The sequence below is a fragment of the Rhizobium sp. BK529 genome, assembly GCF_014194105.1.
Lineage (GTDB): Bacteria > Pseudomonadota > Alphaproteobacteria > Rhizobiales > Rhizobiaceae > Rhizobium.
In genome coordinates, this window is the sequence record NZ_JACIAU010000001.1 from 2,856,021 (window position 1) to 2,870,225 (window position 14,205).

The following is a 14,205-nucleotide window of genomic DNA, read 5'->3' on the forward strand; positions in this document are numbered from 1 at the left end:
CCTCACCTTTCGAGGTTGAGGCGGATCGCGACCGATCGCGCATGGGCATCGAGGCCTTCCGAAACAGCCAACGCAATCGCCGCCGGGCCGAGATTCCGAAGCTGCTGGGGGCCGAGCCGAAGGATCGAGGTGCGCTTGACGAAATCGAGAACCGAAAGGCCGGAGGAGAAACGGGCCGAACGGGCCGTCGGCAGCACGTGGTTGGAGCCGCCAACATAATCGCCGATCACTTCGGGCGTATGGGCGCCGATGAAGATCGCGCCGGCATTGCGGATCTTGTCGACGAAGGTATCTGGATTGGCGACGGCGAGTTCCAGATGTTCGGCGGCGATGCGGTTTGCGAGCGGAATGGCGTCTTTGAGATCGGATACGAGGATGATTGCGCCAAAATCGCGCCAGCTTGTAGCGGCGGTTCCCGAACGGTTCAGCGTCTTCAGTTGCCGTTCGACGGCCGCTTCGACCGCCTTGCCAAATTCCTCGTCGTCGGTGATCAGGATGGCCTGGGAGCTTTCGTCATGCTCGGCCTGGGCTAGCAGATCAGCGGCAACCCAATCGGGATTGTTGTCCTTGTCGGCGATGACGAGCACTTCTGACGGGCCGGCGATCATATCGATACCAACAGTGCCAAACACCTGGCGTTTGGCGGCAGCGACATAGGCATTGCCAGGGCCAGTGATCTTGGCAACCGGGGCAATCGTCTCGGTGCCGTAGGCCAGCGCGGCAATCGCCTGCGCGCCACCGATGCGGTAGATTTCATTGACACCGACAAGCTTTGCAGCAGCCAGCACCGCCGGATTGACCAAACCACTGGTCGCCGGCACGGCGATGACGATGCGATCCACACCAGCGACCTTCGCCGGGACAGCGTTCATCAAGACCGAGCTCGGATAGCTCGCCGTGCCGCCCGGCACATACAAGCCGACGGCTTCGATCGCCGTCCAGCGTGAGCCGAGGCCGACGCCCATATCGTCTTCGTAGATATCGTCCTTCGGAAGCTGACGGCGGTGATGGGATTCGATGCGCAGTGCGGCAACTTTCAGAGCGCCGAGAACCTCGGAGGGGACGACCTCGACGGCTTTCTCGATTTCTTCTTCGGTGACGCGCATCGGCACAGTGGAAAAATCGATGCCGTCGAACTTCTTCGAATATTCGGCCAATGCGATATCGCCGCGGCTGCGCACATCATCGATGATGGCGCGCACGACGGTGTTGACGTCTTCGGAGACCTCGCGCTTGGTTGTGAGAAAAGCCGCGAAGCGCTGCTCGAAACCATCGGATGTCTGATTGAGCCAGATTGCCAAGACCGGAATTCCTTCTTTACTCGAACTGTTTCGCTCAGGTGCCGGGATGGCGCGGTTTGGAGCCCGTTTCCCAGGCGCCGCCGATATCGGCAAGCTGCACCTCGATGCATTCGACATCGAGGGCAATCGAGGCCGTTCCCGCCAGCGAGAGCTCGAGCGTGCCTTCCGGCCCCTCGCCCTTCTGGTCAAATTGCAGGGCGAGCAGCGACAGTACATCGTCTCGTCGGGACCGGTCGATGCCGATCGAGCGGACGGAGAGCACACGTTTGAAAACAAGCGCGGCGCGGCGGCGTTCGAAACCCTTACGCTTGCGGACTGCCTCTTCCCAAACGAAGCGGTTGACGGCGAGCGCAAATTGCTTACCGCGCGGCGACCAGTCGATATCGGCCACCTTGAAGACACTATCCTGCACATGCGCGGAAATGACGGCGAGGTCCTCGGCATCGAGCGCAACAAGCTTCAGGTCGGTCATCCAGCCTCTATCCCGTGTCTTTAAGCCGCGACTGCGGCGATCTGTCAGACAACGGAAATAAGGCGCGGCGTCCAAATACGCAACCGGGATAAAGGGCGTAGAAGCGCCCTTTCTTATTCGCTGACGCGTTCGACGATGGCGCCGCAGCGGGTGAGCTTTTCTTCCAGCCGCTCGAAACCACGATCGAGGTGATACACGCGGGAAACCATGGTTTCGCCTTCGGCCGCAAGGCCGGCAATGACGAGGGAAACGGAGGCGCGCAGGTCAGTCGCCATGACAGGGGCGCCTTTCAGCCGCTCTACACCCTCGATCTTCGCCGTCTGGCCCGACAGCGAAATCTTCGCGCCTAGTCGGGCAAGCTCCTGCACATGCATGAACCGGTTTTCGAAGATCGTTTCCGTAACATGCGAGATGCCGGAAGAGCGGGTCATCAGCGCCATGAACTGCGCCTGCAGATCGGTCGGGAAACCCGGGAAAGGATCGGTGACGATATCGACCGGCTGGATACCAGCTCCATTGCGCTTGATGCGCATGCCATTGTTAGTCGACGAAATCTCCGCTCCGGCGCGGCGCAACGTTTCCAGCGCCGTTTCCAAGAGGACCACATCGGTATTCTCGAGCACGACATCGCCGCCGGCCATGGCAACAGCCATGGCATAGGTGCCGGTCTCGATGCGGTCCGGCAACACCCGATGGCGCGCACCGGAAAGCGAGGTGACGCCTTCGATCGTGATAGTCGACGTGCCGGCGCCGGAAACCTTGGCGCCCATGGCGTTCAGGCAGTTGGCGAGATCCACGACTTCAGGCTCGCGGGCGGCATTGCCGATAACGGTTGTGCCGCGGGCAAGCGTTGCCGCCATCATCAGCACATGGGTCGCGCCGACGGAAACCTTCGGGAAGGTGTAGTGCGTGCCAATGAGACCGCCCTGCGGTGCCTTGGCATTGATATAGCCGCCGTCGATCTCCATCGTGGCGCCGAGTGCTGTCAGGCCTTCGATGAAGAGATCCACCGGGCGCGTGCCGATGGCGCAGCCGCCCGGCAATGAAACGCGGGCATGGCCCTCGCGAGCCAGAAGCGGACCGATGACCCAGAAGGAGGCGCGCATCTTCGCAACCAGTTCATAGGGAGCGGTCGTATCGACGATGGTTCGGCAGGTGAAATGGATCGTGCGGGCATAGGAATCTTCCTGGCGCTCGCGGCGGCCGTTGACCGCAACGTCGACACCGTGATTGCCGAGGATGCGCATTAGCAATTCGACATCGGCAAGATGAGGCACGTTTTCGAGCGTCAGCGTATCGCTCGTCAAAAGCGAGGCGATCATCAGCGGCAGCGCGGCATTCTTGGCGCCGGAAATCGGAATGATGCCATTAAGCTCATTACCGCCGACAATTCTGATACGATCCATGTGCACTTACGGGCGAGGCCCGCCTTTCCTGAAAGTGTTGCCTGTGGGGGCAAGGCAAGAGGTGGGGGTCTTTAGAGCAAATCCCATGACGCTTCAATTCGTCGCGGACCGAACATTACGATTCGTCCATTTTTGCGGCGGGCTTTTTTGCAGCGGGCAGGCCATTCGTCTCGTCCGCCCGGCCGGATCGGCGAGCGCGCACCTGCTGTTTGCGTTTTGAAAGATTTTCTCTCAGCTTTTCGGCCGCCCGTTCCCGGCGCAATGCCGCCTGGGCCTCTATGGCCGCTTTCCGGCTCTGCCGGGCCTTTTCAGTCTCTTCGGTCATTCCCCAGAATTAACCGGATTCGCGCCATTCCAAAAGTGCCTCATCCGTTATTCCCAGAGAAGTTGGAAATTGCGGCTTGCGCTCCTGCCGAAGCTGTGGCAATAGGCGCCCCGTTCACGCGAATTGAGCGTTTCCGCTTCACGCGTCTGGTCCTGCTGCCGTAGCTCAGTGGTAGAGCACACCCTTGGTAAGGGTGAGGTCGGTGGTTCAATCCCACTCGGCAGCACCAGTTTTCTCCCTTAGCATTATTCCCTCGCGCCCATCGGCGCCATTGCTGCCGGCAAAAATCTCGCTAGAATATTAGCATTCTGAAGTCTTCGCGGAGGGAACTCGAAGGCTTCGTCAATGTTTCTATCGAGATATGCTGGAGGAGCGTCGATGGCAACTGAACGCTGGAATAGTCCGATCAAGGTGGGTTTCGAAGAGGCGGGAGCACGCACAGTTAACGGACCGTTTGACGCACTGGCCTGCCTTAGCGATCTCTGGCCTGCCGCACGCGGATTGCAATATCTTAGGGCACGCAGCGTTTGCCGCGCCGCGCTCGATGGCCGCAAGAGCGTTGAGGAGGCCCGCGCGGAGTTCGTGGCGGCCGCCCAGGAAGCAAAGCTTAAAGTGCATTAAGCTTTGGACGGCGGTATTGGACAATAAAGGTCCGATCCGTTCCGAAACAGAGCAATATTTAATTTTCACTTAACCCTGCACAGAGCTCGCGCGAGGCTTTGTCCCCAAAGACATTGCGCCACTCAGCTGTTCATCAATAGAACGACGCCAGCCATCATGATGATGGTTAGGGGCTCGTCACCCTCTGTGGGAGACTGCAGGCGAGCCTCGTCCGAAAGAAACTTCGAATATTCGATCAGCAACCCGAAGTATTCTCATCCTGGATCTGAAGATATCCAACTCCGATGATTGTGCCATCGGCGGTACGGATGAAGGACGGCAGGTAATGCGGTTCGGCGGGCCTACAGACGGCGGCGCTGGTATATTCATTCAGTCCGATCTGGTCCTTCGGCAGGGCCGAATAATTCATATCAGTCTCGAGTGAGGCGGAGGCGGAGCCAGCAAAGGCGCTGCACCCGAGCAGGAGGGCGGCAACCCACAGGCGTATAAGCGTTTGCATCATTGTCTCCAGTCTTGAAATCAGCTCTTCAACACGTGAGACGGGAAGTTGGTTCCTTGAAAAATCCTGTTCCTAGGCGTGATTTACCTCACCAACATGCGGCAATGAACATAACCACTTCCGACAATGGCCTCGGCAATCGCCAGAGCCCGCTCGCTATCACCCCACTGCCGCACAAAGCCCTCGAGGATGACGTAGGGACCGACGGTGGAGACGATGATTTCGGCAGCATCGAGACCGGCTTCGGCATGCAGGGCGCTTTCCACGGACGCGCGTATAGCGGCCGTATTATGGCCCTTTATCCAGGCTTCCTCCTGGGTTGGCGAGATGTGAAACCGCGGCACCATGACCGTCCCTGAGATCGGCTAATGGGATTTAACGCAAGAAGACGACGTTTTGTTGCCACGCATTGCCGGCGCGATGCATAGTCGTCAGGGTGGTGGTGCTTCGAACGCGCGCTGGAGGTGTCAGCCGCCGCTCTGTGATCGCCGTCTGAGGAGACGATGATGAAACTGCTGGTGCCTGCTCTTCTTGCCACGACTCTTTTGGCTGCTGCCCTGCTAGCCGGGTGTTCTGCGGCGGATGGGCCTGCGTTGGAGCCCATTCCCGGCAGCATCACCTATGGTGGGCAGCCGCGGACGAAGCTGACCAAGTCGCCGATCGGCAGCGCCGTCTATAACGACTTTTACAATCAGTATGGCGAGCACGTCTACGAAACCTACATCCTCCAGCCCGACCGTAGCCTGAAGCTGACGCGCCGCGATGTCGTGCCGGACTTTCCGCAATAGCGCACCATGCGTCCACCACGCCCGCTTGACAGCAGAGCCAATCGAGAACATCCAAAGAACATCTGATTTTTATTCGCGGGCGCTGATTCTCTCGCGAGGCCCAACCGGACGGCTGGATGTATCTCGAAAGACTCAATCCCCAGCAGCGGATGGCCGTGGAGCACGGCACTCTCATTGACGGAAGTCATGTGGCCGGGCCGCTCCTGGTCATCGCCGGCGCCGGTTCGGGCAAGACGAATACGCTTGCCCATCGTGTCGCCCACCTCATCCTCAAGGGCGCCGATCCGCGCCGCATCCTGCTGATGACCTTTTCGCGCCGGGCGGCAGCCGAAATGGGCCGGCGCGTCGAACGCATCTGCGGCGAGGTTCTCGGTAAGAATTCCGGCATATTGGCCGATGCCCTGGCCTGGAGCGGCACGTTCCATGGCGTTGGTGCGCGGCTCCTGCGCGACTATGCCGAACAGATCGGCCTCGATCCGGCCTTCTCGATTCACGACCGGGAAGACAGCGCCGACCTGATGAATCTCGTGCGTCACGAGCTCGGCTTCTCGAAGACCGAAAGCCGTTTTCCGACGAAAGGCACCTGCCTTGCGATCTATTCGCGTGCAGTAAATTCGGAAACGAAACTGCCGCTGGTGCTGCGTGACGCTTTTCCATGGTGCGCCACTTGGGAAAAGCAGCTTCGCGAACTTTTCGCCTGTTATGTCGAGGCCAAGCAGAGCCAGAATGTACTCGATTACGACGACCTGCTGCTCTACTGGGCACAGATGGTGGCGGAACCGATGATTGCCGAGGATATCGGCAGCCGCTTCGATCATGTGCTTGTCGACGAGTATCAGGACACGAACAAACTTCAGTCTTCGATCCTGCTTGCGCTGAAGCCCACCGGCCTGGGGTTGACGGTCGTTGGCGACGATGCGCAGTCGATCTATTCCTTCCGCGCAGCGACAGTGCGCAATATTCTGGATTTTCCGGCCTCCTTCAGCCCGGCCGCCAATATCGTCACGCTCGACCGCAACTACCGCTCGACGCAGCCGATCCTTGCCGCGGCCAATGCGGTGATCGACCTTGCTTCGGAGCGCTTCACCAAGAACCTTTGGACGGAACGGGAATCGCCGGAGCGGCCGCGGCTGGTAACGGTGCGCGACGAGAACGATCAGGCGCGCTACGTGGCCGACAAGGTTCTCGACAATCGCGAAGAAGGCGTGAAGCTGAAAAGCCAGGCCGTGCTCTTCCGCGCCTCACATCATAGCGGTCCGCTGGAAGTCGAACTCACTCGCCGCAACATTCCCTTCGTAAAGTTCGGCGGGCTGAAATTCCTCGACAGCGCGCATGTGAAGGACATGCTGGCGGCACTGCGCTTTGCTCAGAACCCGCGCGACCGGGTAGCAGGCTTCCGGCTGATGCAGATCCTGCCGGGTGTCGGCCCTTCGACTGCACAGAAGATGCTGGACCAAATGGCTGACAATGCGAGCCCGATAAACGCGCTTGCTGCCATGCCTGCGCCGCCGCGCTCGGGCGACGACTGGACCTCTTTCGTTTCCACGATGCAAGAGCTGAAAACCGGCAAGGCCGGCTGGCCTGCCGAAATTGAACTGGTGCGGCAATGGTACGAGCCGCATCTGGAACGGCTGCATGAGGACGCGAGCGCCCGGCTTGCCGATCTCATACAGCTCGAGCAGATTGCTGGTGGCTATGTCTCGCGCGAGCGCTTCCTGACAGAGCTCACGCTCGATCCACCCGATGCAACCTCCGGCCAGGCGGGTGTCCCGCTGCTCGATGAGGATTATCTCATCCTTTCAACCATACATTCGGCCAAGGGGCAGGAATGGACAAAGGTCTTCATGCTGAATGTCATCGACGGCTGCATTCCTTCCGATCTCGCCGTCGGCACCACGGCCGAAATCGAAGAAGAGCGGCGGCTGCTCTATGTGGCGATGACGCGCGCCAAGGATAGCCTTGATCTCGTCGTGCCGCAGCGCTTCTTCACCTACGGGCAAAATTCGCAGGGCGACCGGCATGTCTACGCATCGCGCAGCCGCTTCATTCCGGCCACGCTGCTGCAGTTCTTCGAAGTCTGCGGTTGGCCGCAGGTGAAGGCCGATACGGGAGCAGCACAGCAGGCACGGCAGGTGCGTATCGACGTCGGCGCGCGCATGCGCGGGATGTGGCGTTAAAACGCTCCCCGGGAGGCGTACGAGGCGGTTTTCTGAGCAGAATTGCGTTAAGAGAAGCTTAGAGCGAAAGCGGCGGTTTGGCCGGTTCGAAGAAACGGCCAATCATTTCATCGTTGACCAGGGCGATCGTCGGCGGCGACCATTTCGGATTTCGGTCCTTGTCGATGACCGCAGCACGGACGCCCTCGTAAAAATCCGGTCCGAGCAGAATATGCATGCAGGCACCGAGTTCGCGGGCCAGGCATTCGGCAAGCGTGCGGCTCTGGCGCCCGGCTCTCAGCAGCCGCAAGGCGAGCTTGAGGCTAGTTGGCGAACGTGTGAGCATCACGCGGCGGGTCTCGGCGGCGAACTCGCCCTCCTCCTGAGCAAGAGCCGATACGATGTCCTCAACGCGATTGAAGTGGAAGGCACGGTCGATCGTCGCGGCATTGGCTTGAAGCCTGCCCTCGCCCGGTTGATCCGACAGAGCCCGCAGAGCGGCGTCCACATCGTCCGACGAACCTCCCACAGGCAGATCAGCGAGGCGCCGGACCGCCTCTTCGAGACGCGAGGACGGCATATAGAAATCGGCGAGCCCGGCATGGATTGCGTCGGCGGCATTGATATCGAGCCCGGTCAGGGCCATCCATGTGCCGCTTTCACCCGGCATATGGGGCAGCAGCCAGGTGGCGCCGACATCAGGGAAATAACCGATGCCGGTTTCGGGCATGGCAAGGCGGGTGCGCTCGGTGACGACACGGTGGCGCCCGTGGCTGGAAAGCCCGACGCCGCCGCCCATGGTGATGCCGTCCATCAACGCCACGTAAGGCTTCGGATAGGAAGCGATCCTGTGGTTGAGACGAAACTCTTCGCGCCAGAAGGTTTCCGCCAGGCCATCGCCAGCACGTCCGCTCAGGTGAATGGCGCGGATATCGCCGCCGGCGCAGAAGCCGCGCTCCCCCTCGCCCATCACGACAACGCTCGTCACGGAGCGATCCTCCGTGAACTCATCAAGGGCGGCAGCAATCGCGCGTACCATCGGGATCGTCAGACTGTTCAACGCCTTTGGTCGGTTCAGCCGGATGAGGCCGGCTGAACCGCGTCGTTCAACGATGACTTCGCTCTGATTCCTGTTATCCATGGTCCACCTCGCTCCTGCCCTATGAATAAACGGGGTTGGGCCGAGGTTCCAGTGGGCGGTTGTTCAATCAGGCTGAGAGGGACTGCGAAACGTTGGCGTCGCGTCTGACGGCATAGTCGATCGCCAGCTCCAATGGCAGCGGCCGGGAAAAATAGTAGCCCTGAGCCAGGCGCACGCCGAGGCCCTTCAGCGAGTCCGCGACATCTTCGCTTTCCACACCTTCCGCGACGGAGGCGATTCCGAGGTTCTGACAGAGATTGGCGACGGAGCGGGTAATGTTCATGCAGCGCGCATCGCGATCGAAATTCATCACGAAGGCCTTGTCGATCTTCAGCTTATCGAAGGCCAGGCGGTGGATGTGGCTCAAGCTCGAATAGCCCGTACCGAAATCGTCAAGCGCAATCGAGATGCCGGCCGCCCGCAGCACACCGATCACCTGATCGGCTGTGTCGAAGTCTGAGAGCAGCGCCGTCTCAGTGATCTCGAATTCGATGCGCTTCGGATCGACACCAGAACGCCTGATCATGGCGAGCAGGGCCATCGATGTTTCGTGATCACAGATATCACGGGCCGACAAGTTGAAGGAAAGGCGCAAGTGTGACGGCATGATCTTCACCGCGTCGAGCGCCTGACCAAATAGGATGCGGGTCATGCGGCCGATCACGGCGGTGCGCTCTGCCGCGGGAATGAACGCATCCGGGCTGATACGGCCGAAGCGCGCGCTGTCCCAGCGTGCAAGCGCCTCAAAACCGACGACGCCGCCGCTGCGCAGCTCAACGATCGGCTGATATTCGAGCTTCAACTCCTTGGCAAAATTCTCCGCCTGCAATTCGAGCTCAATGAGATATCGCTGCGTCAGGATCTTTTCATGCTCGGGTGAAAAGAGTTCAACACCGCCGGTGCGCTTGCTCTTCACCTGATAGAGGGCGAAGTCTGCTTTTTCATAGAGATCTTCGGCGATGTAGTCGCCCGCTTCCGGATAGACGATGCCGCAGGAGCCGGAGACACGCACCGAACCGTCGGGAATTTCATATGGGTCGCGTACGGTCGCGCATAGAGCAAAGCCGAGATCAGAAACGGTTCTGAGCGTCATATTGCAGGGAAAGATGATACCGAACTCGTCGCCGCCGAGGCGCGACACGATGCCTTGGTCGCCGACCAGAGAGACGAAGCGGCGTGCCGTTTCTTTCAGCACGAGATCGCCGGCGGCATGGCCGAAGACATCGTTGACCGGCTTGAAGCCATCGAGATCGATGATGCCGATAACGGGCGGTGAAGCCGGATTTTTCTGCAGCATCTTTTCGAGCGAGAGGAAGAAGCTTCGGCGGTTGGCAAGGCCTGTCAATTGATCCTGCAGAGCATTGCGGCTGTTAACGAGGTTCAGTTCCTCCGCTTCCGCCTGCTTCTGCTTGAGCTCTTCTGCGAGCCGGACCAGATGCGCGAAATTCTGGAAGTAGCTGTTGATGACACGCAGGAAGGGCAGCACCAAGAAAAGGCCGCTGACCGCTGTGGCAACGAAAACCGGATTGCCGGAAAAGAGGAAGGTCACGACCATGGCCGTGAAGGTAATGACTGTGGTGATTGCCGCCGCGAGCGGCAGATGCATCAGGCAAAAAACGCAGGAAATGCCGGTTACGACGAGGAAATAGGCAATCTGGCCCTGCTGCGAGGCGTCACCATATTGATAGAGGGCGATAGCCCAGCCGCCGAAGCCGATCGTTAGGATCGTGGCGCCTATCAGCGTGACCTTCATCAGCCGCAACGCGCGCTCGGGCGTGACATTTTCCTTGCCTAATATCTCCCACCAGCAGAGACGGAAAACGCAGACGATACTAAGACCGACGGGAATGTAGAGCGAAAGCCAGAGAGGCGCCGACTTGATGTGCGTGATAGCCACCGCCAGCGCATTGATAACAAGAAGAACGTAGAGAATCGGAATCTGTGATGACAAAGCTTTGAACTGCGCCACCAGAAACTTCGGATTATCCTTTTGCAGCCGTAACGATTCTATGAAGTTCTTCATGATTCCTGTTCCCTTGGCTGAACCGGGCCAGAGAAATCTTGATTATTCCTTACTCACGTAACGTCAGGCCACCCGCCCCTACGCCGGAAGGTAAATGTTCAGTTGCGACTCAGAAGGATGCCGCAGCCAGCGCGCGATGGATGCTGTGCAGATCGTCGACACTCTTGTTCATCAGGAAGAGCTCCCAATCGAGAGAACTGCGGACGATGGTTTCGAGCGAGTCATGCTGCGGCACCCAGTCCAGCACGCGGCGTGCAAGCGTTGGGTCGGCGACGACGCTTGCGGCATCGCCCGGCCGGCGCGGCGCCATGTTGATCTTGAAGGAGTGGCCGTTCAGGCGGGTGACCATGTTCAGGACATCGAGCACGGAATAACCGTTGCCATAGCCGCAATTGGCAACCAGCGGACCTCTGCCCTTGCGCAGATGCTGAAGCGCCTTCAGATGTGCTGCAGTCAGGTCGCTCACGTGGATATAGTCGCGCACGCCGGTGCCATCATGGGTCGGGTAGTCGAAGCCATAGACGGCGACGCTGTCGCGCTTTCCAAGCGCGGCTTCGCAGGCGACCTTGATGAGGTGGGTCGCGCCCGACGTGGACTGCCCGGCGCGCAGCTGTGGATCGGCGCCGGCGACGTTGAAGTAGCGTAGCGCTACGTAATCGAAATCATAGGCGGCGGCGGCATCTCGCAGCATCATTTCGGTCATCAGCTTGGACTGACCGTAAGGATTTTCCGGATTGAGCGGCGCCGTCTCCTTGACCGGAGCGGAACTCTTCTGCTGACCATAGACGGCGGCGGTCGAGGAGAAGACGAAGTTGCGGATACCGGCCTTGATTGCAGCGCTCAACAGCACGCGTGTCTTGCCGGAATTGTTGTCGTAATAGGAAAGCGGATCGGAGACGGAGACCGGCACAACCGCAGAGCCGGCGAAATGGATGATCGACTCGATATCGTTCTCGATGAAGATCTTCTTCAGAACGTCGGGATCGGCAATATCGCCGAGATAGAAGCGCGCCGCCGGCGCTACGGCCCAGCGAAACCCGGTGGAGAGGCTGTCAAGTACGACGACGTCTTCACCGGAATCAAGCAGCGTCCAAACCATGTGGCTGCCGATATATCCAGCCCCACCTGTAACCAGAACCGCCATGTCTGCATTCCCTGTTTTATCTTTTTCGGGAGCATCAGAACGGCTTTTTCCTTTCCGATTTTATTATCGAAAGGCCCCGGAAAGGCTTTGCGGCCAGTATGTTTGGAGATGTGGTTAGAGGCGCATTTCAGCCTCTGCTACAATTTTATCGACCAACCGATTTTCGGGGCAAAACGGCTTCGATCCCCTCTTTCTAGGTTCGTCGACATCACGCAGGCGACGAGGCAAATTGGCGCCATGAACAACTTCGCGTTCCAGGCCATGACGATGGGCGTGACGACCACCCTTTGCGGTGGAGGCGTCGGCTTGTGACCTGAAACTGTTCATTTCACCCGACCCAACCCGGCCGGACACGTGCGGGGTTTTCTGTTTCTGCCCCAATGTCCGGCTGATGCATAGGACTCTGGATTTCATTCCGGCCGGAGCGCGCTGCTCTGACCATGATGAAGCTGAAGCGGCTGAAAAGGCCTGGGGGAGGCCAACATGCCCTTCCAACCGCTCAGAGACGGCGAAGTCATCATCGTCGAGGGGCGGAATGTGACGCTGCTTCCGGTCCTGCCGGAAGCGATGCGCCGCTCAGCTTAAATCTTCAGAATATAGTCGCAGAGCCGTTCGGCCGCGACCGTGACCTGCGCGGGATCACGCAGGAAGCAGGCGCGCAGGAAACGCTCGCCGCCTGCTCCGAAGGCTGTGCCAGGTGCGAGGCCGACACCGGTCTTGTCGACGATATCGATCACCGCCTTGCGGCTGTCGTTAACGCCGTCGATACTCAGGAACGCGTAAAGCGCGCCATCCGGCTTCAGCGTCTGGACGCGGTTGGTAGCGATCAGCGCATCGCAGAGGATATCGCGGGCAAGGGTTGCCTTGTCGATATTCGACTGAACGAAGGCATCGCCTTCGTTGAGGGCAGCGACCGCGCCCTTCTGCATGAACTGGGCGACACCCGAGGTCGAATATTGGATCAGGTTTTCCAGCACCTGTCCGGTTTCCGGCGGGGCGACGATCCAGCCGACGCGCCAGCCGGTCATAGACCAGTTCTTGGAGAAGGAGTTGACGAACATCACCTTGTCGCCCGGCTCCATGACATCAAGGAAGGACGGCGCGCGTCCGCCGGCATAGAAATAACGCGCATAGATCTCATCAGCCATGATCCAGAGATTATGCTTGCGCGCCAGCGTCAGGATGTCGCTCAGATCCTTTTTCGTTGCAGTCCATCCCGTCGGATTCGACGGCGTGTTGATGAAGAGACCACGGGTCTTCGGCGTGATCGCCGCCTCGATACGACCAAGATCGACCGTCCAGGTGCCGCCTTCGAACTGAAGCTCTACACCGACCGAACGCGCGCCGGCGATTTCGAGAGCGGCTGCGATATTCGGCCAGGCCGGGGTGAGGTAAACGAATTCGTCGCCGGGCGAGGTTATTGCATGAATGGCGATCTGGATCGCCTGCATACCGGAACCGGTCACATAGAAATGCTCCGATGGCAGCCGGATGCCGAAATGCCTGAGATAATAATCCGATAGCGCCTGACGCAGTTCGGGGATACCCCGCTGCCAGGTATAGAACGTCTCGCCGGCAGCGAGTGCCTGCATGGCCGCCTGATTGATGAAATCCGGAGTCGGAAGATCGCCCTCGCCGACCCAAAGCGGCAGAAGGCCTTCGCGCCCGCGGGCATAGTTGACGACTTCGACGATCCCGCTTTCTGGCGCTGCGACAGCGCGCGGGCTAAGGCTGCTTATGATCGACATGCATATCTCCGGTTCACGCTTTCATAGCGGATTTGCAAAAGCAAATCCCATGACAATGCGTGATGGCATATCGATTTTCGTGATGAATGAGCCCGGCCAGAACGGACGGGCTCGTGCCATCATCAGACGGCCGGGCGTTTAGCAAGAAGGTCGCGGATTTCCGTCAGCAGCGCGACATCTGCCGGCGGCGGCGGAACCTCTGCCGGTGCAGTCTTTTCCTTGCGTTCGACCTGCTCGCGCAGCATGTTCACGCCCTTGACCATCAGGAAGATGATCCAGGCGAGAATCAAGAAGTTGATGAGGACCGTGATGAAGTTGCCATAGGCGAAAACGGCGCCCTGTGCGCGGGCGGCTGCAAGGGTCGGCGCGTTGACCGCCGAGGACAACGGAAGGAAGAAGTTCGAGAAGTCGAAACCGCCGAAGATCGCACCGACGATTGGCATGATGATATCGTCAACCAACGATTTGACGATGCCGCCGAAGGCGCCACCGATGATGACACCGACAGCAAGGTCCATGACGTTGCCGCGAGCGATGAAAGCTTTGAATTCGTTGAGCATCCGATCTGTCTCCCTTTGATG

At 59.5% G+C, this 14,205-nt stretch carries 14 protein-coding genes and 1 tRNA gene; 4 read left to right on the top strand and 11 right to left on the bottom strand.

Translation table 11 applies throughout. The features are described from left to right. Positions 1-2: 2 nt before the first annotated feature. The 4 genes from hisD to FHX08_RS14400 all read right to left on the bottom strand — a co-directional run bounded on the left by hisD (position 3) and on the right by FHX08_RS14400 (position 3,504). Entirely contained in the window at positions 3-1,301 is a 1,299-nt protein-coding gene (gene hisD / locus FHX08_RS14385; RefSeq protein ID WP_132652701.1) for a histidinol dehydrogenase, read from the bottom strand. A gap of 34 nt (positions 1,302-1,335) precedes the next feature. Beyond that, positions 1,336-1,773 carry a DUF2948 family protein gene (locus FHX08_RS14390; protein WP_132652702.1) on the bottom strand — a complete coding sequence of 146 codons (438 nt, stop codon included), beginning with the start codon at positions 1,771-1,773 and terminating at the stop codon, positions 1,336-1,338. A 113-nt stretch (positions 1,774-1,886) separates the two neighbouring features. Next, entirely contained in the window at positions 1,887-3,179 is a 1,293-nt protein-coding gene (murA, locus tag FHX08_RS14395; protein WP_132652703.1) for a UDP-N-acetylglucosamine 1-carboxyvinyltransferase, read from the bottom strand. Positions 3,180-3,294: 115 nt separating this feature from the next. Beyond that, positions 3,295-3,504 (bottom strand): hypothetical protein, encoded by a 210-nt coding sequence (locus FHX08_RS14400; RefSeq protein WP_132652704.1) that lies wholly within the window; start codon positions 3,502-3,504, stop codon positions 3,295-3,297. 154 nt (positions 3,505-3,658) lie between these two features. On the opposite strand from FHX08_RS14400, the gene FHX08_RS14405 reads away from it, so the two are divergent. Then, a tRNA-Thr gene (locus FHX08_RS14405) sits at positions 3,659-3,733 on the top strand. Positions 3,734-3,882: 149 nt separating this feature from the next. Continuing rightward, the gene (locus FHX08_RS14410) at positions 3,883-4,125 is read left to right on the top strand and encodes a DUF982 domain-containing protein (protein WP_132652710.1); all 243 of its coding nucleotides are present in this window, start codon (positions 3,883-3,885) and stop codon (positions 4,123-4,125) included. A gap of 235 nt (positions 4,126-4,360) precedes the next feature. Here FHX08_RS14410 and FHX08_RS14415 read toward each other — a convergent pair whose 3' ends face one another. Then, on the bottom strand, positions 4,361-4,624 hold the full coding sequence (locus FHX08_RS14415; protein ID WP_132653216.1) for a hypothetical protein: 264 nt from the start codon (positions 4,622-4,624) through the stop codon (positions 4,361-4,363). A gap of 83 nt (positions 4,625-4,707) precedes the next feature. After that, the gene (locus FHX08_RS14420; RefSeq protein ID WP_132652711.1) at positions 4,708-4,971 is read right to left on the bottom strand and encodes a BON domain-containing protein; all 264 of its coding nucleotides are present in this window, start codon (positions 4,969-4,971) and stop codon (positions 4,708-4,710) included. Positions 4,972-5,130: 159 nt separating this feature from the next. Between FHX08_RS14420 and FHX08_RS14425 the strand changes: the two genes are divergently transcribed. Together FHX08_RS14425 and FHX08_RS14430 are read left to right on the top strand one after the other, a co-directional pair. Then, positions 5,131-5,412: a hypothetical protein gene (locus FHX08_RS14425; protein ID WP_132653217.1), complete on the top strand. Its 282-nt coding sequence runs from the start codon at positions 5,131-5,133 to the stop codon at positions 5,410-5,412. Positions 5,413-5,528: 116 nt separating this feature from the next. Next, entirely contained in the window at positions 5,529-7,589 is a 2,061-nt protein-coding gene (locus FHX08_RS14430; RefSeq protein ID WP_184327262.1) for an ATP-dependent helicase, read from the top strand. 58 nt (positions 7,590-7,647) lie between these two features. Here FHX08_RS14430 and FHX08_RS14435 read toward each other — a convergent pair whose 3' ends face one another. The 5 genes from FHX08_RS14435 to mscL form a co-directional block, all read right to left on the bottom strand. Next, on the bottom strand, positions 7,648-8,709 hold the full coding sequence (locus FHX08_RS14435; protein WP_132652713.1) for an enoyl-CoA hydratase/isomerase family protein: 1,062 nt from the start codon (positions 8,707-8,709) through the stop codon (positions 7,648-7,650). Between the two features lie 67 nt (positions 8,710-8,776). Continuing rightward, complete coding sequence (locus FHX08_RS14440) at positions 8,777-10,732, bottom strand: putative bifunctional diguanylate cyclase/phosphodiesterase (RefSeq protein ID WP_132652714.1); 1,956 nt, start codon at positions 10,730-10,732, stop codon at positions 8,777-8,779. 109 nt (positions 10,733-10,841) lie between these two features. After that, complete coding sequence (gene galE, locus FHX08_RS14445; protein ID WP_132652715.1) at positions 10,842-11,876, bottom strand: UDP-glucose 4-epimerase GalE; 1,035 nt, start codon at positions 11,874-11,876, stop codon at positions 10,842-10,844. A 581-nt stretch (positions 11,877-12,457) separates the two neighbouring features. After that, entirely contained in the window at positions 12,458-13,624 is a 1,167-nt protein-coding gene (locus FHX08_RS14450; protein WP_184327263.1) for a pyridoxal phosphate-dependent aminotransferase, read from the bottom strand. Between the two features lie 122 nt (positions 13,625-13,746). After that, complete coding sequence (gene mscL, locus FHX08_RS14455) at positions 13,747-14,184, bottom strand: large conductance mechanosensitive channel protein MscL (RefSeq protein ID WP_132652717.1); 438 nt, start codon at positions 14,182-14,184, stop codon at positions 13,747-13,749. Between the last annotated feature and the right edge of the window lie 21 nt (positions 14,185-14,205).

Excerpts from the sequence above, each read along its gene's own strand:
- FHX08_RS14390 (WP_132652702.1), bottom strand. The coding sequence starts at position 1,773 with ATGACCGACCTGAAGCTTGTTGCGCTCGATGCCGAGGACCTCGCCGTC.
- murA (WP_132652703.1), bottom strand. The coding sequence starts at position 3,179 with ATGGATCGTATCAGAATTGTCGGCGGTAATGAGCTTAATGGCATCATT.
- FHX08_RS14400 (WP_132652704.1), bottom strand. The coding sequence starts at position 3,504 with ATGACCGAAGAGACTGAAAAGGCCCGGCAGAGCCGGAAAGCGGCCATA.
- FHX08_RS14410 (WP_132652710.1), top strand. The coding sequence starts at position 3,883 with ATGGCAACTGAACGCTGGAATAGTCCGATCAAGGTGGGTTTCGAAGAG.
- FHX08_RS14415 (WP_132653216.1), bottom strand. The coding sequence starts at position 4,624 with ATGCAAACGCTTATACGCCTGTGGGTTGCCGCCCTCCTGCTCGGGTGC.
- FHX08_RS14420 (WP_132652711.1), bottom strand. The coding sequence starts at position 4,971 with ATGGTGCCGCGGTTTCACATCTCGCCAACCCAGGAGGAAGCCTGGATA.
- FHX08_RS14425 (WP_132653217.1), top strand. The coding sequence starts at position 5,131 with ATGAAACTGCTGGTGCCTGCTCTTCTTGCCACGACTCTTTTGGCTGCT.
- FHX08_RS14430 (WP_184327262.1), top strand. The coding sequence starts at position 5,529 with ATGTATCTCGAAAGACTCAATCCCCAGCAGCGGATGGCCGTGGAGCAC.
- FHX08_RS14435 (WP_132652713.1), bottom strand. The coding sequence starts at position 8,709 with ATGGATAACAGGAATCAGAGCGAAGTCATCGTTGAACGACGCGGTTCA.
- FHX08_RS14440 (WP_132652714.1), bottom strand. The coding sequence starts at position 10,732 with ATGAAGAACTTCATAGAATCGTTACGGCTGCAAAAGGATAATCCGAAG.
- galE (WP_132652715.1), bottom strand. The coding sequence starts at position 11,876 with ATGGCGGTTCTGGTTACAGGTGGGGCTGGATATATCGGCAGCCACATG.
- FHX08_RS14450 (WP_184327263.1), bottom strand. The coding sequence starts at position 13,624 with ATGTCGATCATAAGCAGCCTTAGCCCGCGCGCTGTCGCAGCGCCAGAA.
- mscL (WP_132652717.1), bottom strand. The coding sequence starts at position 14,184 with ATGCTCAACGAATTCAAAGCTTTCATCGCTCGCGGCAACGTCATGGAC.